Annotated in this window: 14 protein-coding genes and 3 pseudogenes; 10 read left to right on the forward strand and 7 right to left on the reverse strand. The window is 60.3% G+C overall.

What is annotated here, in order from left to right:
- Positions 1-211: 211 nt before the first annotated feature.
- A complete protein-coding gene (locus tag AB4Y40_RS41845; RefSeq protein WP_368692863.1) occupies positions 212-1,321 on the reverse strand; it encodes an IS110 family transposase in 1,110 nt (369 codons plus the stop codon).
- An 867-nt stretch (positions 1,322-2,188) separates the two neighbouring features.
- Here AB4Y40_RS41845 and AB4Y40_RS41850 point away from each other — a divergent pair.
- From AB4Y40_RS41850 to AB4Y40_RS41880, 7 genes are all read left to right on the forward strand, one after another.
- Positions 2,189-2,944: a hypothetical protein gene (locus tag AB4Y40_RS41850; RefSeq protein ID WP_368692864.1), complete on the forward strand. Its 756-nt coding sequence runs from the start codon at positions 2,189-2,191 to the stop codon at positions 2,942-2,944.
- A gap of 136 nt (positions 2,945-3,080) precedes the next feature.
- Entirely contained in the window at positions 3,081-5,294 is a 2,214-nt protein-coding gene (locus tag AB4Y40_RS41855; RefSeq protein ID WP_368692865.1) for an iron-containing redox enzyme family protein, read from the forward strand.
- Complete coding sequence (locus tag AB4Y40_RS41860) at positions 5,216-6,385, forward strand: inosamine-phosphate amidinotransferase 1 (protein WP_368692866.1); 1,170 nt, start codon at positions 5,216-5,218, stop codon at positions 6,383-6,385. Before AB4Y40_RS41855 ends, AB4Y40_RS41860 begins: the two co-directional genes overlap by 79 nt.
- 19 nt (positions 6,386-6,404) lie before the next feature.
- Positions 6,405-7,097 carry a LysE family translocator gene (locus AB4Y40_RS41865; RefSeq protein ID WP_368692867.1) on the forward strand — a complete coding sequence of 231 codons (693 nt, stop codon included), beginning with the start codon at positions 6,405-6,407 and terminating at the stop codon, positions 7,095-7,097.
- A gap of 48 nt (positions 7,098-7,145) precedes the next feature.
- A complete protein-coding gene (locus AB4Y40_RS41870; RefSeq protein ID WP_368692868.1) occupies positions 7,146-8,987 on the forward strand; it encodes a carbamoyltransferase in 1,842 nt (613 codons plus the stop codon).
- A gap of 30 nt (positions 8,988-9,017) precedes the next feature.
- The gene (locus AB4Y40_RS41875) at positions 9,018-9,218 is read left to right on the forward strand and encodes a hypothetical protein (protein WP_368692869.1); all 201 of its coding nucleotides are present in this window, start codon (positions 9,018-9,020) and stop codon (positions 9,216-9,218) included.
- Positions 9,191-10,546, forward strand: coding sequence for an aspartate aminotransferase family protein (locus AB4Y40_RS41880; protein WP_368692870.1), 1,356 nt, complete (start codon positions 9,191-9,193; stop codon positions 10,544-10,546). Before AB4Y40_RS41875 ends, AB4Y40_RS41880 begins: the two co-directional genes overlap by 28 nt.
- Here the strand turns inward: AB4Y40_RS41880 and AB4Y40_RS41885 are convergent.
- The 6 genes and pseudogenes from AB4Y40_RS41885 to AB4Y40_RS41910 all read right to left on the reverse strand — a co-directional run bounded on the left by AB4Y40_RS41885 (position 10,524) and on the right by AB4Y40_RS41910 (position 14,690).
- Positions 10,524-11,510 carry an aromatic/alkene monooxygenase hydroxylase subunit beta gene (locus AB4Y40_RS41885; RefSeq protein ID WP_368692871.1) on the reverse strand — a complete coding sequence of 329 codons (987 nt, stop codon included), beginning with the start codon at positions 11,508-11,510 and terminating at the stop codon, positions 10,524-10,526. The genes AB4Y40_RS41880 and AB4Y40_RS41885 overlap by 23 nt on opposite strands.
- A gap of 172 nt (positions 11,511-11,682) precedes the next feature.
- Positions 11,683-11,891, reverse strand: a pseudogene (locus AB4Y40_RS41890) (IS5/IS1182 family transposase); the annotation flags it as partial.
- A 331-nt stretch (positions 11,892-12,222) separates the two neighbouring features.
- Positions 12,223-12,537: an MmoB/DmpM family protein gene (locus AB4Y40_RS41895; RefSeq protein WP_368692872.1), complete on the reverse strand. Its 315-nt coding sequence runs from the start codon at positions 12,535-12,537 to the stop codon at positions 12,223-12,225.
- Between the two features lie 19 nt (positions 12,538-12,556).
- Positions 12,557-12,892, reverse strand: coding sequence for a Rieske 2Fe-2S domain-containing protein (locus AB4Y40_RS41900; protein ID WP_368692873.1), 336 nt, complete (start codon positions 12,890-12,892; stop codon positions 12,557-12,559).
- A gap of 7 nt (positions 12,893-12,899) precedes the next feature.
- The gene (locus AB4Y40_RS41905) at positions 12,900-13,160 is read right to left on the reverse strand and encodes a toluene-4-monooxygenase system B family protein (protein WP_368692874.1); all 261 of its coding nucleotides are present in this window, start codon (positions 13,158-13,160) and stop codon (positions 12,900-12,902) included.
- A 24-nt stretch (positions 13,161-13,184) separates the two neighbouring features.
- The gene (locus AB4Y40_RS41910; protein ID WP_368692875.1) at positions 13,185-14,690 is read right to left on the reverse strand and encodes a YHS domain-containing protein; all 1,506 of its coding nucleotides are present in this window, start codon (positions 14,688-14,690) and stop codon (positions 13,185-13,187) included.
- 714 nt (positions 14,691-15,404) lie between these two features.
- Between AB4Y40_RS41910 and AB4Y40_RS41915 the strand changes: the two are divergent.
- From AB4Y40_RS41915 to AB4Y40_RS41925, 3 genes and pseudogenes are all read left to right on the forward strand, one after another.
- Positions 15,405-16,146, forward strand: a pseudogene (locus AB4Y40_RS41915) (IS5 family transposase); the annotation flags it as partial.
- Positions 16,147-16,611: 465 nt separating this feature from the next.
- Entirely contained in the window at positions 16,612-17,751 is a 1,140-nt protein-coding gene (locus AB4Y40_RS41920) for a hydrogenase small subunit (RefSeq protein ID WP_368692876.1), read from the forward strand.
- Positions 17,748-18,116, forward strand: a pseudogene (locus AB4Y40_RS41925) (nickel-dependent hydrogenase large subunit); the annotation flags it as partial. The gene AB4Y40_RS41920 and the pseudogene AB4Y40_RS41925, both read left to right, overlap by 4 nt.
- Between the last annotated feature and the right edge of the window lie 126 nt (positions 18,117-18,242).

Consider the following 18,242-nt stretch of genomic DNA (forward strand, 5'->3'; position numbering starts at 1 on the left):
GCCTCACCTCGCCAACGGCCATTGTGCGGCTGCGCTGCATCGACATCAGGTCTTCGCGCTCGGTTTCACTCAGATTCATTTTGCCCATGCACTATTAGATCAGTGCAATTTCATTGGTTCACTGGACTAGTGTTGCCACGAGGGTTCTCCCACCATTGCCTGGTCCTGGCCCAAACATCCTGTTGCGTGCCCAACTAACCTCTCATGCTGGCTAAGCCCAACTGAGGGGGGCGACGTGTTGCCCGATAGCCCAGATAAAGCCTACGAGTTCGCGCGCAATGGCGGTACAGACCTGGTTCTTGAGCTTGCCGCGTGCCATCAGGTTTCGAAAGCGCTGACACAGCCGCTTTTGCGCCGACCATGCGATCTCCTGGACCTCCGGCGGTGTACGCTCTGCGCGCCGCTGCAGGATTGCGGTCTTTCGTGCGGGATGACGGTAGGTCCACGCTGCTTCAACCAGCACGCGTCGCACATGGCTGTTGCCCGTCTTGGTGATGGCGCCACGGCGTTCGCGCTTGCCGCTGGAGTGTTCGCTTGGCACCAGACCCAGATAGGCCATCAGTTCGGGCGCGCCAGCGAAGCGTGCGAGATCGCCGAGTTCCGCGACCACCGTCACAGCCGCAAGCAAACAGATGCCGCGCAGCGCCATCAACGCCTCGATCACTGGCCAAACCGGGCTGGCGTGCGCGGCTGTCTCGACTTCGCGCTCGAGACTGGCCACACGGCTGCCACAGGCCTGCACCGTGTCGATATATTCCTGCAGCACAATCTGTTGCTCCGGCCGGGCGAACTTGATGCCCTCCAGCCAGCGCCAGTGCGCTTGCGTCCACCTCGAGCGGCCCGCGTAGCGATGGCCATGGCGCGACAGAAACGACAGCAGCCGTTGCTTGGCCTGGCGTTGCAGATGCTTCATGTCCTCCCGCGCACGGGTCAGATCGCGCAGCGCCTCCTGTGCCTCGTCCGGAATCCACACGGGGCTCAACTCGCCGGCTCGGTGCAGGCGCGCCAGGCTTAGGGCATCGCGCCGGTCGGTCTTCACACGTTCGCCCGGCTTCTTCGGAATCAGCGACGGCGCCACGACCTGACAGTCCTGCTTGAGCTGAAGCAGCTGTCGGCAAATTGTGTGGCCGCAGGGGCCGGCTTCGTAGCAGAACGACAACCTTCCCGTGCCGCGTTTGATCTGTGTTACCAGTTTCGCGATGGCCTCGGGCGTGTTCACGACCTCGCCCGTATACCGCAGCTCGCCGGCCGTGTCGGCGACCGCCACGGCGATCGTTTCCTGATGTACATCCAGGCCCACGTACTTGCTAAACTTGTTCATGACCTGCCCCCTCAATGCGGCTCTGAGCCGCGGAGTAACCGACCTCAAGCTTAATCCGCGTACCTTGAGGTGCGGCAGGTCCATACATGATGTCTAGACTAGACATAGTTATTATTTATCGCATTTTTTCGTCGGACCAGCGAATCGATCAGTTGATGAAGATGGCAGGCAACCAATCACCTTGAAGAAGCAATACTGTCTTTTTCATTGCGAATATTCTACCGCGCTCTCCATCAACCTAGCGGGCCATTAACATCAATACATTTGATGTCGTTATTCTGGTCGTTCCACCCGCCCGCATGGCATCATTCAGACTCAGTCAGTGTTGCCCGTACCAGTGATTTGCGGAAAACGCAGGCAGTATTGGAGCCAGTGAAGGTGGAGGCCTAGTAACCTTTTTGCGGTAAGAATTATCTATGAGCAGAAAAAAGAGAGTGTTTTGCGGCGGGCTGTTGGCCGCTATGCTGAGGGGTAGTGCACGCTGGTGCCGCGAGTGACATTTGCGCCATTCAGAATCCGTAGTATTTAATATCGATGTATTACGTTATCCATAAAGAGTTTTTTGTGCGGGTTGCAATTTTATTGATAGTCCATTGATCGCCTGCCTGTGTATAACCTGAGGGAGCGTTAATGAGTGCAAGATTGGAACTGACGCCGCAAATGGCGGGCTACGAGAGGAAATTCACCGACGCAGGCGAGGTGCGGTGGTTGCCGTACATGATGTACTTCCATCCGGTCAATTACCGTTCCTCAGTGGTCAATACGGACTGTAGCGGATTTCGTTACTCCGATCGCGGCGGCATCCGCTCTTCGGTTTCCGATCACGCGGGCATGCACTCGGCCCGCTTGCTTGCCGGCAGCTCGACGGTGTTCGGCATCGGCGCGAGCGCCGATCGTTGGACGTTGTCGTCGCGGCTCTCTGAGAACGATCAGCGCGCCGCGCCGTGGCTCAACTTTGGCGGGCGCAGCTTCAACTCAGCGCAGGAGGTGATCCTTCTCACGCTCTATCGGCACTTGTTGCCGAAAATCGAGGAGATCGTGCTGTTCTCTGGGTTCAATAACCTCGGGCTCGCACGGCAGCCCGCCCGCAACCGTCTCGAGCACGGAGCGTTTTTCAACTGCGGTCAGTTCTTCGACGCGTTCAGTTCCGAGCCTGTGGCTGGCAAGCGCAAGGGGTGGCCGCTCTTCGACCGCGCCCGCGATGCCGAGCCGCCGCCTCCGATGGTCGACCAGATCGATTTCGCGGCGGACCTGACGCTGCGCCACCTCGACGTGTGGCGCGCGATCGCGGCAGATCTCGGCGCGAAGCTCACCTTCATCCTTCAGCCGCTGGCGGGCTGGGTGCGTGCGAAGGGTTGCCCACAGGAGGAGGCTCTCTTCGCGGAGCTTGATCGTGTTGGCCGCTTTAGCGACGCCTACGGCGATATCCTGCATCGCGATGTCTGCGCCGCCTACGCGGCGAAGCTCGAAGAAGGTGCGAAAAAGCTCGACGTAAAATTCGTCAACATCACGCCAATCATTTCGGAAACGCTTCAGCCCGATCAATGGCTCTTTGTCGATCGTATCCACTTTACGGATCGGGGGCATGAGTTCGTTTCGAAGCTCATTCTTGATGCCATTTGAAAGGAGGAGTCATGCGTCTCATCAAACGTTTGTTGGCTCATTGGTTCTACAAGAAAAAGAAGAAGGCCGATTCGTCGATCTATCCGATGTTTTAACCGCTTGAGCGGTCCCCGCGGAAAGAAAGGCGGCTCTCGGGTTGCCGTCCGGATCGTTACACCCTCAAGGGACAAATATGTGGCGAGAGATTTATCGACAGGCGATGGATCCAGAGTCGTTTCTGGATAGCGACGGCATCGTTGCGCTAACGAAGTTTGACGGATTGTCCGATGCGCCGAGCGGGGCGGATTGGCGTTCTCTCGCCGGGAATATCGGCGCATGGAGCACTACGCGGCACGCCGACTATCTGCGGATTTACGACGAGGCTCGGCGCACGGCCGGTATCGGAGTGTTCGTCGGCACGCTGCTCGTTCAGTCGGCGCCGCTCGCCTCGTCGCTCGGCTGCTGGCTCCAGGGAATGAGCGCGCCCGGCGTGTTTGAGGACGAAGTGCATCTACGCATGATGGCGCTCTTTGCAGGCGACGTCGGTGTCGGCCTACCGGAGGCGTCGCGCTACGACCACTTTAAGGCGTTGCTGCGGCAAGCCGGCCACTCGCGCTTCGCGCTTGAGCCCTTCGAGTTGTCGACACTGCCGGCGATTCGCGACGAGGCGTTTCGATTGCCAGCTCTCCTGCTTGCGATGAGCCGTCGAAGCGACGCGTTCGGGCCAGAGCTCGCCGGCATCGATCTCGCATTTCGCGCGATGGGGCTGGCGCCTTGCTGGACTGCGCTGCGCGATGCGCCGGGGGTCCTATTCGATTCACATGGGCTAGATCTGCGCACGTTCGTCGGTCTCACGGACGAGACAGCGGCGCAGCCGATCTCGCAATGGGTCGTCGAACGGTTCGTCGCGCGAAGCGAGAAGTGGCGCCAGCGCATTGAGCGCGCGATCGCATGGGCGGGCGTTGCACTGCGCGAGTGGGACGACGTCGTGATCGAGGCCGCGGGACGTGCAGTGTCGCCGCGCGCGGCGATGGCCCAGCTAATGCGGGCGAGGGCGCGCGAAGGCGCCGTCTATCATCACGAGTACCGGCTCGAGGGCCGCGCCTTGGCCGAGTGGTTCGAGGAAGCGATGCATAATCCGCTACCGCTCGTTGATGCGCTCGCGAGAAGCCGACTTGTCGTGCCAGGGTTTGCCGACCGCAGCCTTCTCGTCACAACACTGATTGGTCCGAGCGGCCGAATGTTTCGTGTGTTCAGCGACGACGACCTCGCGATCATCAGGCGCTGGATCAACTGTTTGCCCGAGTCGCGGCTTGGGTCGCCTGAAGCCGTGCGCGACGCACAGCCGGCCCTCGCAGGCGCCGGCCCCTGTACCCCGGCTATCGCTCCCTGCGTCGACGACATCGCGCGCAGCCTCGCGCCCTCGAATTTGCGCGACCTCTACTTCGCACTGCAGGGCCGCGCGATGGCGCCTCGCATGCAGCGGCTTGCGATCGACTATGCCAACCGCTGGATCGCCCGCGCGAGGCGCTCCCTGAATCGTTCGCAACGCGGCTTGCCGCGCGCTTGGCGCGTCGGCGCGCTGCGCGAATGGCTGCTCGATCAGCACGACCTGCAAGGACTCGAGTTCGTGCGGAGCGACCCTGAGGACATGCCGTCGCGCGAAGCGGTGGTCGACTCCACATTGCAGCTTGCGCCACTTACGCTGATCGACGGCTCGTGGCTACAGGGCTTCAGCGACTGGCGCCTCGCCGCGTCGCAGGTCGGCTTCGCGTTGTTTCAAACGTACTGGGACGAACTCGGCAACGGCTGCTATCAACTGAACCATCCGAGGATCTTCCGCGACGGCCTGCGCGAAATGGGTATTGAGCTACCGCCGACGGGCACGCGTGCGTTCGCATACGATCCTCGCTTGCGGGACGAGTCGTTCCGGTTGCCAGTTTACTGGCTCTGTCTCGGCAAGCTGCCGCGCAGATTTATGCCGGAAATCCTCGGAATGAACCTCGCGATGGAACTTTCCGGCGTCGGCGGCAGCTATCGCTCCGCACGGCGCTTTCTCCGACACTACGGCTTCAGCACTGACTTCGTCGACATTCACAACTCGATCGACAACGTGTCGGCTGGTCATTCGGCGTGGGCTGTCGACGCCATCGACGTGTACATGCGACAGGCCGCTTCGATTGAGACGGGCGCGGCGCGTGCGAGCTGGGAAAGGATCCGCGTCGGCTACGAATCGCTTGCGCCGTTGCCGAGCCGCGGCGAACGGCTGCTCGGCGCGTTGGGGCTGCGGCCTTGGATGCGTATCGCGACCGAAGCCGACAGCGCGCCACTCTTGCTCAATCAGCACACTCCGGTCGCGGCGTCCGCCTGAGCGCCGCACGGGATTTCGATTTCAATTCAACCAAGCATGGAGAAACGATGTCGCTCGTCAACGTACATAACGAATGGGATCCGCTCGAAGAGATGATTGTCGGGATCGCGGACGGCGCGCAAGTGCCGCGCGCCGATCCGGGACTCTTCGCACTCGATTACGCCGACCATCATGAGCGCGCTGACCAGATTCCGTCCGGACCGTATCCGGCGCATGTGATCGCCGAGGCGAACGAAGACCTCGACAGGTTCGCGCTGTTCCTGCGCAGCCAAGGCGTGACGGTCAGGCGTCCCGAGCCGGTCGATCATACGGCGGCGTTCGGCGCACCGGGCTGGCAGACTGACGGCGAATACAACTATTGCCCGCGCGATGTGCTGCTACCTATAGGCGACCTGATCATCGAAGCGCCGATGACGCTGCGAAGTCGCTACTTCGAATCGCATGCCTATCACTCGCACCTGCTCGACTACTTCGCCAGCGGCGCCAAATGGATCTCGGCGCCTAAGCCTCGCTTGCCCGACAGCGCGTATCGCGTCAAGCCCACCGACGGCGAGATCCTTGCCAATGACGAACCGATCTTCGATGCGGCAAACGTGATCCGGATGGGGCGCGACATTCTCTACCTTGTCTCGCGCAGCGGCAACCGGCTCGGGTACGAATGGCTGCAACGTACGCTCGGGGAGGGTTATCGCGTGCATCCGATCGAGGGAGTCTACGACGGCACGCATATCGACACTACGATTACGCTCGTGCGCCCGGGACTCGTTGTCCTAAGTCCCGAGCGGATTTCGCGCGCGCAGGTGCCAGCGATTTTCCGCAACTGGGAAGTAGTCTGGTGCCCGGGGATGGTTGATACCGGCTACTGCTGGTCGTATCCACGCGCATCGATCTGGCAGGGAATGAACTTCATCATGGTCAACCCGTCGCTTGCCGTGGTCAATGACCGGCAGATCGAGCTGATCCGTGCGTTGGAAAAGCACCGCATCGACGTTGCGCCGCTGCCAATGCGGCATGCGCGCAGCTTGAGCGGTGGGTTCCATTGCGTGTCGGTCGACGTCCGCCGCCGCGGCCAACTCGAAGACTATCGCTGAGCGCCCACGAGGAGCGGCAATGGACTATCTGTCGATCATCCTATTCGTAATTTCGACCTGTGTGACGCCGGGGCCAAACAATGTGATGCTGATGTCATCCGGTGTCAACTTCGGCGCGGCGCGCACAATGCGCCACGTCGCGGGGATCAATGTCGGCTTTCCGCTTATGCTGACTGCGGTCGGGCTCGGGGCGGGGGCCGTCTTCCGCCGCTTCCCGGCGTTGCACGACGTATTGCAGTTCGCCGGCGCCGTCTACATGCTGTACCTCGCATACCGGATTGCGACGTCGCCGACGGTGAACTTCGATGCGAAGGCGGCATCGCCTCTAGGCTTTCTGTCGGCAGCATTGTTCCAGTGGATCAATCCAAAAGCGTGGGTAATGGCGGTCGGCGCGGTGCTCACTTATGCGTCGACATCGGACTCGTACAGGTTGGACGTACTCGCGATCGCGCTACTGTTTTTTGCATTCGGCTCGCCGTGCTCGATGGTATGGGTGCTCTTCGGGACGTTCCTACGTCGCTTCTTGACGAAACCGCATGCCTTGCGCGCATTCAACATTGCGATGAGCGTGGTGCTTGTTGCGTCGCTTGTACCGGCTCTCGCCGGACTCGTCAAGAAAGGGCGAAGCGACGCGTTCGCACATCTGTCGCAGCAGCCTGCTGACGGGCGCGCCGAGACACCGCGAGCGCAGCTCACAAGGCCGTCGTACTGACGCGCACCCCTCGTTTTTTGAAATCGATCTACGGACGGTCCTTCTCGCATGGCCAACCATATTCTGGGCATCTCGGCGTTTTATCACGACAGCGCGGCCGCTCTAATCAGTGATGGCGTACCTATCGCGGCGGTGCAGGAAGAACGTTTCACAAGGATTCGCCACGATAGCGGATTTCCGGCGAACGGCATTCGCTATTGCCTTGGCGAAGCGGGCATCCAGCTAGACGATCTCGCCGCGATCGTCTACTACGAAGACCCGAAGGAAAAATTCTCACGCGTCATGTCGTCGTTTGCGAGCGCCGGCATCGGCGGCGCAGCCGCGTTTTCACGCACCATGCCGGAATGGTTGCGCTGGAAGCGCCGCGTGCTCGAACACGTCGACAAGGAAATCGCCCAGCTCGGCTGCGGTTGCGCGCCGAAGGTCGTCGCTTGTCGGCACCATCGTTCGCACGCGGCGGCGGCGTTCTTTCCCTCGCCGTATGAGCGGAGCGCCGTGCTCTGTATCGACGGAATCGGCGAATGGCATTCGACGACCGTGTGGCGCGGGTCGGGCACGTCGCTTGAGCTCTGCAACTCAATCTCGTATCCGCACTCCGTCGGATTATTCTATTCGGCATTCACGTATTACTGCGGGTTCAAGGTCGATTCGGGTGAGTACAAGCTGATGGGGCTCGCGCCGTACGGCAAGCCGGTCTACGCCCAGAAGATTCGCGACGAGCTGATTCACATCCGGCCGGACGGCTCGTTTACGCTAAATATGCGTTATTTCGAGTACCTGAAGGGCGACCGGATGATCGGCGAGCGATTCGAGCGGCTTTTCGGCGGCCCATCCCGCAAGCCGGAAAGTCCGATCTCGCAGCGCGAATGTGATCTGGCCGCGTCGGTACAAAAGGTGACCGAGGAGCTCGTGCTCGGTCTCGCCAGATCTGCCGTCGAGCAGACCGGCGAGCGGAATCTGTGCCTCGCGGGCGGTGTCGCGCTCAACTGCGTCGTAAATGGTGTGTTGAGCCGTTCCGGCGAATTCGATTCGATCTGGGTCCAGCCAGCAGCCGGCGACGCGGGCTGCGCGCTGGGCGCTGCGATGGACCTCGCGGTCGGACTCGACGGTCGCCCGCATCTCGCCGCGAGCGGTTCAGACGCGATGCGCGGCGCGCTGCTTGGACCAAGCTTCAGCGATGATGAGATCGCTGCGTTCCTGGACGCAAACCGGTACTGCTACAAGTCGTTTGAGGGCGATGCCCTCTATGACGAGGTGGCGACGCATATCGCCAACGGGACCGTGGTTGGCTGGTTTCAGGGTCGAATGGAATTCGGTCCGCGGGCACTTGGTGCGCGTTCGATCCTCGGCGATCCGCGCGATCCCGAAATGCAACGCAAAATGAACCTTAAGATCAAATACCGCGAGTCGTTCCGGCCCTTCGCGCCCGCCGTACTTCTCGAGGATGTGACACGCTACTTCGACTCGCGCGAAGAGAGCCCCTATATGCTGATCGTGTCTCAGATCGCCGATGCGATCAAGACCGATGTCACACGCGGCCCCGGCGATTATCGCCGCGGCCTCGGCAGCATCAACGACGTGCGGTCGACATTGCCCGCGATCACGCACGTCGATCTGTCCGCGCGCATCCAGACCGTGAGCACGCAAAACAACGCCCCGTTCACGAAGCTGTTGCTCGCATTCAAGCGCAGAACGGGCTGCTCGGTGCTCGTTAACACGTCGTTCAACGTACGCGGCGAGCCGATAGTCTGCAAGCCAGAAGAAGCATACGCGTGCTTCATGCGCACGGAGATGGACGTGCTCGTGCTCGGTTCGCATGTACTCGTGCGAACCGAGCAGCCAGCGTTTCAGGAAGCGACCGACTGGCGCGTCGAGATTCCGCTCGACTGAGCCAGTGTCGAAACTCGAAAGGAGAAGGCGATGCTGCTCAGAGTGCTGTTCTATTCGCTGCACATGCTGGTGCTCGTACCTGTAGGCTGGTTGCGTCGGATCGGCAATTCTTCGCGTTTCAGCCCGAGCTTTCATCGCGCGCCCACATCATGGGATCGCTGCTACCGTCTTGACCCATCCAATGAAAACTGGGAAAAAATGCCATGTCGGCGCTCGTATACAAAAATCTGAACTCATCCCCGATCGTCGCAGTGAGGGGCTCGGGTGTCTGGATCGAGGACGCTTCGGGCAGGCGCTATCTGGATACGTGCGGAGGCGTTGCCGTCTCGAGCCTCGGCCATGCGCATCCGCGCATCGTCGCGGCGATGGAGCGCGAGGCGCGCAAGATTGCGTGGACGCATGCGGGCAGCTTCACTACGCCCGCGGCGGAGGAGTTGGCCGAGCGGCTGGTCGCGGCGTCGAATGGGCTCGCGAAGGCGCAGTTCCTGTCAGGTGGCTCAGAGGTGATGGAACTCGCGATGAAGATCGCCTATCAGTATCAGTGCGAGCGCGGCAAGCCGTCGAAATCGATCTTCATCGCGCGCCGACAAGGCTATCATGGCAGCACGTTGGGGACGCTCGCGATCTCCGGCAATCCACAGCGCCGCTCGGTGTTCGAGCCGCTGCTGCCGCGCGCCGAGTTTGTGTCGCCGTGCTATGCCTACCGGCACCGGCGCGCGGGTGAGAGTGATGAGCAGTACGCGGGCCGCCTCGCACAGGAGCTCGACGACAAGATTCGCACGCTTGGCGCGGAGAACGTCGCGGCGTTCGTCGCCGAGACGGTAGTCGGGTCAACCAACGGCGCGGTGCCTCCTGTGCCGGGCTACCTGAAGAAGATCCGTGAAGTCTGCGAACGTCATGACGTGCTTCTGCTGCTCGACGAGGTGATGGCCGGCATGGGGCGGACCGGTTTAGTGTACGCCTATCTCGAGGATGGCGTCGTTCCTGATCTCGTGGCAATTGGCAAGGGTCTCGCGGCCGGCTATCAGCCGATCGCCGCGGTACTGATGTCGGCCGCCGTGCACGATGCGATGGCACAGGGCACGGGCGTGCTCGGCAATGGGCAAACGCACGTAAATCACCCGTTCGCGTGCGCCGTCGCGCTCGAAGTGCAGCGCACAATAGAAGACGATCATCTGCTCGACGCAGTCGTCGTGCGCGGGCATCAGTTGCGCGCACGGCTGAAGGAGCGATTCGCAAATGTCGAAATCGTCGGGGACGTGCGGGGCCGGGGGCTGTTTGTCGGCGTGGAGTTCGTCGAGGACCGCGATTCAAAGGCACCGTATACTGGCGGCGCGACGTTCGCTGCGCGGCTCAAGCGGGAAGCGCTCCAGCACGGCCTGTTGATCTATCCGGGCTCGGGTACCGCTGACGGCGTGGAGGGCAACCATGTGCTGTTCGCGCCGCCTTTCATCTCGTCGGCGTGTGAAATCGACGAAATGGCCGAACGTTTCGAGGACATCGTGCGGGCATGCATGGGCCGGCTCGTGCCGACACTCATATACCGACGGAGCCCCTGAACTCGCGCGTGGCCGCTTTCGCGTGCGCACTGGCGTCCGGTGAGTCGGGGAGCGCAACGCACCACGCCGCGATAGCTTTGTCGGCGAGCGATTCCCACTTGCTCACCCAAGCCGTCAGCACCGCGCGGTTGTTTTGCTCCTCAAGCGCCATGCGAACGAGTTCGGCGGCCCATCGCCGATGGCGCTGTGCATCGATCAACTGCGCATCGGTGATGAGGCCGAGCAGCGTATCGCCGTTGTGCCGCGCAGCCACTCCGAGGCTTCGCAAGACTGTTTCTTCCACCGCCGGGCGCGCGACGAGGTTCAGCGCGGCGAAGCTCTCCGCCCAGTCCCATGCTGTGAGTGCGTGCTCGACGAGCTTGCGCCAGCCCTGCCATGCTGGATCGTCCTCCCAGTAGTACCGCTCGTCAGTGCCGAAGCCGAGGTCGCCGAACGTCTGCGACAGCTCTTTGGTGCGATACGCCGTGTGAGTGAGCCAGCGCAGAGTGTCCGCTGTCTGGTAAGCAGCGCAGTTTGAGATCGTGGAAGCGGGCGCCATCTGGGTCAGATATGCCGAGCCCATTTGCAGTGCATGGAACAGGAAGCGGGAGGGCGTGTAGTGGCGCGCGAGCGTGCCCGCCCAGGTGCGTGCGAGCATGGTGTCGTGACCGCGTGCGGAGAACTGGTCTAGCAGCCCGAAGGCATACGTTTCCTGCCCGTCCTGGAGCATGTTGTAGGTGCGGTAGACGAGCTCGTCAGGATCGCGGAACGCATTCCAGTCGGGCCGAGTAAGCGGGGAAGCATTGCGGTTTCGCTTGAACCATTGCGCCATTTCGAAGTTCGGATCGAGCTCGAACGGCGCATCGGGATTGTCGGTCGTGTAGTGCAAATTGGTCGTGACGATCTCGTACTCGCTTGGCTTGCGCCGCCGGGCCGCCAGATGGCTCCATGTTTTCAGTGGCTTGAGGACTTCGGGTTGCGTCATGATTGTCTCCAGTTAAGGAAGGGTTGCAGAGGTCGCTTTCGGAGCGGTGATCCTCCACGCTCATCGCAGTCTGAACGGCGACGACATTCTTGTGTGGAGATTTCCCGGCAGAGTCACCCGTCAGTTGCCGTGCCGGTGAAACATATAACTGCACGGGCAGATCTTCAGTGTTTCGCAAAGCTCTGCGCATCATCCATAAATCGCTAAGAGCAGACCGCGTCGTGGTCTGGACGGCATTTTCACCAACCCCATATAGCGGGCCCTCGCATAGCCGAACTGTCGCTTGATGATGGGAAAGGGATGTTCAATCTTGGCACGGATCTTTGCCTTGAGCCGGTCGATCTTATGGTGCATAGCGTCCAGACAATCGCTCTGGTTCAGTGCACCATGCCGCCATCGAGACCCAGCAACTCGCGATACTGCGCCTCTTCCATTGCAGGGTCCGACAGAGCGAACCTTATGCTCCATAAACCGAATTTGCGGCATCGTCGCGATCGGGAAAAGCGGTCGTCCGTTTTTGCCTGGCGCATAAATGCGGCTCGATCAGCGCAAATCGGCTCCGACCAAGGTACCACGCCGCATCGTGTCGAGAGATTCGGAGGCTTGGTTGAAAGATCGAGCGAACTGCGACATTACACTTCTACCCAACTAATTCGCGATGCTTCCAAGAGAGCTGAACGGGCGTCGATGCCAGGACTCCGGCTGACCTTCCTTAAAGCGTCTTTTCGTAGTAAAAACGCACATACTCGTCGGTCGTCTCGATGCGGCCCGCGAACGAGCTGAGATTGACTTCGAGTTCGGACATCCTGAACGGCCGACCCAGCGCTCCCTCCAACGTCGAGCGGCATAGGATCAGTTCGCCGTCCGCGTCGATGCGCACATATGCGAGCTTGTCGTCCACGCGGATCGCCTTGCCGGGGTTGTCCTCGTGCGCGGCTTCGATGACGCCGGCCGTGATTCTGCTCGCGCGAAGCACCGGACCCACGCGGTTGTTACGGTAAGCTTCGGCGGTCTTGTCAATGTTCATGTTGTGTTCCCCTGCGGACTCAGGAATGGGCAAAGAGCGCATGAACGCCTTCTACGGCAATCAGAACATCGTCGCCTTGGAGCTTCACGGCATATTCGGCGAGACGGCAGTCACCCGGATTGATTCCTTTGCCCGTATTTGCGTCGAAGGTCCACTGATGAGCCCGGCACGTCAGCACGCGGCCATCGAATTTTCCTTCAACGAGCTGAATGTCGTGGTGCGGACAAATGCCCTGAAAGCCGCGCGGCTCGCCGCCTTCGGGACGTACCAACACGATCACGTGGCCATCCACTTCCACCTCGGTCATCTCCGCCTCCCACAGGTCATCGAGAGTGCAAACTTTCCGAAACTTCATGTCGCCCTCAATCATCGCAAAAGATGAATTCCAGCGTTTCCATCGGCTTGATGTCGGTCTCGCCGAGTTTCGCGTTGCGCGGATAGAACTGCTTGCTACCTTGGCGGCGCACGCGGATCACCTTTTCGGGTTGAGGCGCTACTCGCCGGCCCACCGAATGATGAGATGCTGCGGCGGCGATCTCGTCCATGGAATTGTCGGTATCCACGGTTACGAGCTGCAATACAAAGTCGTACTGAAAATTAGAAATCACAGGGACAAGAGCCATATCGCCCTCTATTGAATCGCGGCTTCATGCAGACTTTTCTTCGTAAAGCTTGTTGCAGTACGCCTTCACCCACGCGTAATGGTGCGCGTCATCGCCACTTTCGCCCGGGGCGAGTTCCATGTACTTCAGCGCACCCGTCAGGTTGGGTGGCTGGATCTTCCCAGCCAGTAGGCGATCAACGAGCGAGAGGTGATTGCGGTAGCGAGCGGGGTCCTGCTGGAACACCCAGCGATCAATTTCCGAGTTGAAGTGATACGTGCGGCCGTTGTAGTCGAGCGGATGGTCCTTTACATTCCAGCCATTGCCAGGGATCGCGCAGATAGGCAACTGGCTCATGTTGCAGATGATCGGCAGCGTCTCGGAAACGGTGAGCTCAGGCTTGCCGGTAAGCAGGTTATCGACTATGACATCCCACACTTTGCCGAACGTGTCGTTCCAGCCGGGATATTTTTCTTCGAGCCAGTCGCGGCACTCAGGTGTTATGCCGGCAGCAGGATTCCACCACACAGTAGGCCGCCAGAACCAGATTGCCAATTGATACGCATGGTGCTGGTAGTCGAACTCGCGAATGATCTGTTCCCAGTACCATGGCAGGTCGAGTCCGAGGTCGATCAGAGTGCGTTCGAACTGACCTACGATCCATTCCCGCATGAATTCCTTGAACGACTGCTTGCGATGCACGAGTGGCGTGGCGTAATCCATCGAGGAGCCCGTGAGCAGGCAGAACAGACGCCACGCGCGCGCGATCGCGACATCAACGAGCTTTTGAGCTTGCTCTTTACGGCCGTTGGCAATCAGGATCTGCAAGGCGGGACCCCCGATTTGCGCATGGCGCGACTCATCAGTCTGAATGCTGGAAATCAGGCTTGCAAAAGTGTAGTCGCCCGCTTCGGCGGCATTGGCCGCGAGGCCGAGAAACTGCATGTTGGTAAAACCCGTTTCGAACGCGAAGGTTAGCATGACCGCGATTTCGATCGCACTGCGCGACATGAACAGGTCATCGAACGCGCTGCGCGCGGCAATCGCACCCCACGCGTTGGTGTGATACGCCTTGTGGGCCCAATCGAACTGGCGATCCTTGGGACAGTAGTCGTGAGGGAAGTAGAGCTGCAACTGACCATGACGATTCTCGTCGAGCATGCCGAAGGTGGCCATATTGCGCATGCCGGGCGCACGGCCGAAACGTACCATTCGGGCCTCGGCGCTCATCGCCGCATATTCGCCGAGCGCAATTGCACCGTAGTGCGCCTTCAGAATGGAGAGCCACCCCGGATCGGCGTCCTCGAACATGCGGCTACGCTCAAGTGCCTCCTTGACTGAATATGCGCCAGCATCCTTCTCACGCTGGATGCGCACATACTCGGGATACGACGTCTTGTAGGGCTCGTCGTAGGTTTCCCAACTCGCCATGGGAATGCCTTGCGCCCCAGACATGAGATCGGGAAAGAGCTCTGACTCCGTCACATATCTTGAGGTCCAGTTGGTGGCACGTGCAATGTCATACCATGCGGCTCGTTCCAGTAACGCCATCGTGACGCCTCCTTTTGGAATGGGCGATGCGTTTTCCCGGCACGGTGCACACTCCACCGGGCGCCCCTTGAGAACGCAAGATCAATGCCCAATCCGCGGCGTTTCTTTCTTGGCGGCCGCGGCGAAAAACTGAGAGTCGCGGCGGAGCGAAAGGGGAACCAAAATTGCGCAAGTTTAACGAGTAGGACTTGTACCACCGCGCGCACAGCATGGCCGCATCCACTGGGTGACGACAGCGTTTGAGCACCGTGGCGGCGCTCGGAAACGGCATCTTCTTCGGTATCGCCGTTTATGTGGTCATCAAGATGCGGGGGCGAATCTTACCGCAACGCAGCGCCCTATCGCGACACTGCATTGAGGTGGTAAGCCCGCAGCTGTCGAGGTTCCACGACGATGAGTGACTTCGGCCGTAAAGGCCCATTGATGGTTTTGTCCAGCACGGCCCGCACTCTGCACACAAGCGGACAATGAGCATCGAGTTGATAAGCGTCCGGCGAAGTTAAGTGGTCGTTGCGACATAACCGCCGCCTTAATTCTCCGTTGTCGCGGCAACCGCGGTGTCGCATATTCGACGTTGTCGGATATGCAACATCTCCCAGCGCACGAATGCGTACTTCACGCAACGCTGATCAAGTCGACCGCAGAGCTACTGCGAGCGTTATAGATCGGGGTGGATTCGGAGGACAGAACAGGTTGAAGCCGCCGACGCTGTGGATGGCCGCCGATGAAGGTGCGGCTTTCGAGACGCATCACAAACGGACGCGACGTGATGAGTTTCTCGCGATGAACGCAGTTTCGCCGTGTGGGCTGAGCTTTGCGCACTGGTCGAGCCGTATTATCCGAGGTGCGGCAATGGCCGCCCGCCGATTGACCGGGAGCGCATGCTGCGCCTTCATTTTATCCAGCACTGCTTGAACCTGGCCGATTTCGCTTGTGAAGACGCTCTTTACGTTAGTGCCAGGTTGCGTCGCTTTGCGAGAATCTGGACTGGGAGGCAGTACTGGACGTCACCACACTGCTGAAATTTTGCCGTCTTCTTGAAACCCTCAAGCTGAGGTGAGAAATTGATTGCCGAAGTCGGCCGGGTGACGAACGGCATGAAACTCAGGAGCGTCACGGTCGTGGATGCCACCATCATCGGTGCGCCAATATTCGAGGAAGCATGAGCAGAACTCGTGCGCCCCCCAAATGCATCAGATGCGCAAAGACAAGCAATGGTACTTCGGCGCGAAGCTATACATCGACGAGGACAGCCAGCGTGGCCTGGTGCACAGCGTAGTGCTCGCGCCGGCCAACGTGCATCCGCTGCCGCAATTGCTACACGGCCAGGAGCGGAAGGTCTACGCTGACAGCCCTTACGCCAGCCAGAAGGCTAATCCACAGCAAAGCACCGCAGGCGCACGGCTTCACGAAGCAGCGCACCCACCGCGCGTGTGAAGTCCATACGGTTCCACAATGCCAACACGTCGCAAATTCGGCGACTTTTTCAGCCTAGCCTCAACGTGACAACGGCGACATATGTCGTCGAGAATTGGACAAACAAGACAGGCACCCCAAGAATTTATCGAGCTTTCTCGGCAATTTTTCTAGTTTCACGCCGTGCGAAAAGGTGGCGCATAGGTTGATTCCTGAACCTCCAGATATTTTGCTTCGTTCTGTGAAAATGCTGTACTGGCTGACCTCTGTTAGCCGAACGGCCCGTCGCCACTACGAGAAGGTTTTGTCGGCGCAGCACCGTAGTCCCTCCCGCCTCCACCTCAATCATGGCAAGCGCCGCGGAATATTTTTTCTTTGGGGACCCGCGACACGAAGTCGGCACGAATCTTGTTATTTTCAGAACGCATCACCGACAGTGAGACGCCCGAAGACGCGGTCGTATATGCCAGCGTCGCAGGGCCGAACGCGATCAAGGGACCACATAGTGATCGAAACGTTTTATGAAGTCATGCGACGCCAAGGGATCTCGCGCCGTAGCTTCCTCAAATTCTGCTCGCTGACGACGACGTTGCTCGGCCTCGGACCTGCGTTCATGCCGAAGATTGTCCACGCAATGGAGACCAAGCTTCGCACGCCGGTGCTCTGGCTACACGGACTCGAATGCACCTGCTGCTCAGAGTCGTTCATCCGCTCGGCGCACCCGCTTGCGAAGGACGTCGTGCTTTCAATGATCTCGCTCGACTACGACGACCTGTTGATGGCTGCCGCGGGACACCAGGCCGAGGCGGTCCTTGAAGACGTGATGACGAAGTACCGTGGCAACTACATCCTTGCCGTCGAAGGCAATCCGCCGCTGAATCAAGACGGCATGAGCTGCATTATTGGCGGAAAGCCATTCGTCGATCAGTTGCGCCGTGTGTCGAAGGACGCGAGGGCTGTGATCTCGTGGGGGGCGTGCGCGTCGTGGGGCTGCGTGCAGGCGGCAAAGCCGAACCCGACGCAGGCGGTGCCGATCCACAAGGTGATCACCGACAAGGCGATCATCAAGGTTCCAGGCTGCCCGCCGATCGCCGAGGTGATGACGGGCGTCGTTACCTACATGCTCACGTTCGACCGGATACCGGAATTGGATCGCCAAGGCCGTCCGAAAATGTTTTACAGCCAGCGTGTTCACGACAAGTGCTACCGCCGTCCGCATTTCGACGCGGGCCAGTTCGTCGAGTCGTGGGACGACGAAGCGGCACGGCGCGGCTACTGCCTCTACAAGGTCGGCTGCAAGGGCCCGACGACATACAACGCCTGCTCGACCGTGCGTTGGAACGGCAGCACGAGCTTCCCCATTCAGGCGGGCCACGGCTGCTTCGGTTGCTCTGAGGAAGGATTCTGGGATAAGGGCTCCTTCTACGATCGGCTCACGCGGATCGATCAGTTCGGAGTCGAAGCGAACGCCGACAAGATCGGCGCGACCGCGGCCGTCGTGGTGGGCGCCGCCACTGCTGCGCATGCAGCCGCTTCGGCAATTCAGCACGCCAAGTCGAAGCAGGGCTCAATGGACGACCGCGACGGAGAACAGCTATACCCCGCGTCGGGGTGCAGCCGAAGCCGCAAAGGAAAGCAACGATGACCGCCATTTCGAACCCAGGGTTTCAGCTCGGTAAGAACGGACGCCGCATCGTCGTCGATCCGGTCACACGCATAGAAGGCCATATGCGAGTCGAGGTCAATGTTGATTCGAACAACGTGATCCGCAACGCCGTTTCCAGCGGCACCATGTGGCGCGGGCTAGAAGTAATTCTCAAGGGGCGCGACCCGCGCGACGCATGGGCGTTCGTCGAGCGCATCTGCGGCGTATGCACGGGATGTCACGCGCTCGCCTCGGTGCGCGCCGTCGAGGACGCGCTCGACATCCGCATTCCGCCCAACGCGTACCTGATCCGCGAGATCATGTCGAAGACATTGCAAGTGCAGGACCACGTGGTGCACTTCTATGCAGTGGACTAGACTAAATCTGACAGTGGTTGGTTTCTCATGCTGGTGCGCATTGGCGCGGAGGGCGTAGCCCGTAGCGGCAATGCGCACCGCGAACAGCAAGGAGTCCGCCATGACTCAGGAGCA

It is taken from the genome of Paraburkholderia sp. EG287B (genome assembly GCF_040965595.1).
In the GTDB taxonomy this organism is placed as follows: domain Bacteria; phylum Pseudomonadota; class Gammaproteobacteria; order Burkholderiales; family Burkholderiaceae; genus Paraburkholderia.

Coding starts and splice junctions, on each gene's coding strand:
- AB4Y40_RS41845 (WP_368692863.1), bottom strand. CDS start 1,321: ATGAACAAGTTTAGCAAGTACGTGGGCCTGGATGTACATCAGGAAACG.
- AB4Y40_RS41885 (WP_368692871.1), bottom strand. CDS start 11,510: ATGACGCAACCCGAAGTCCTCAAGCCACTGAAAACATGGAGCCATCTG.
- AB4Y40_RS41870 (WP_368692868.1), top strand. CDS start 7,146: ATGGCCAACCATATTCTGGGCATCTCGGCGTTTTATCACGACAGCGCG.
- AB4Y40_RS41905 (WP_368692874.1), bottom strand. CDS start 13,160: ATGGCTCTTGTCCCTGTGATTTCTAATTTTCAGTACGACTTTGTATTG.
- AB4Y40_RS41865 (WP_368692867.1), top strand. CDS start 6,405: ATGGACTATCTGTCGATCATCCTATTCGTAATTTCGACCTGTGTGACG.
- AB4Y40_RS41900 (WP_368692873.1), bottom strand. CDS start 12,892: ATGAAGTTTCGGAAAGTTTGCACTCTCGATGACCTGTGGGAGGCGGAG.
- AB4Y40_RS41895 (WP_368692872.1), bottom strand. CDS start 12,537: ATGAACATTGACAAGACCGCCGAAGCTTACCGTAACAACCGCGTGGGT.
- AB4Y40_RS41880 (WP_368692870.1), top strand. CDS start 9,191: ATGTCGGCGCTCGTATACAAAAATCTGAACTCATCCCCGATCGTCGCA.
- AB4Y40_RS41910 (WP_368692875.1), bottom strand. CDS start 14,690: ATGGCGTTACTGGAACGAGCCGCATGGTATGACATTGCACGTGCCACC.
- AB4Y40_RS41875 (WP_368692869.1), top strand. CDS start 9,018: ATGCTGCTCAGAGTGCTGTTCTATTCGCTGCACATGCTGGTGCTCGTA.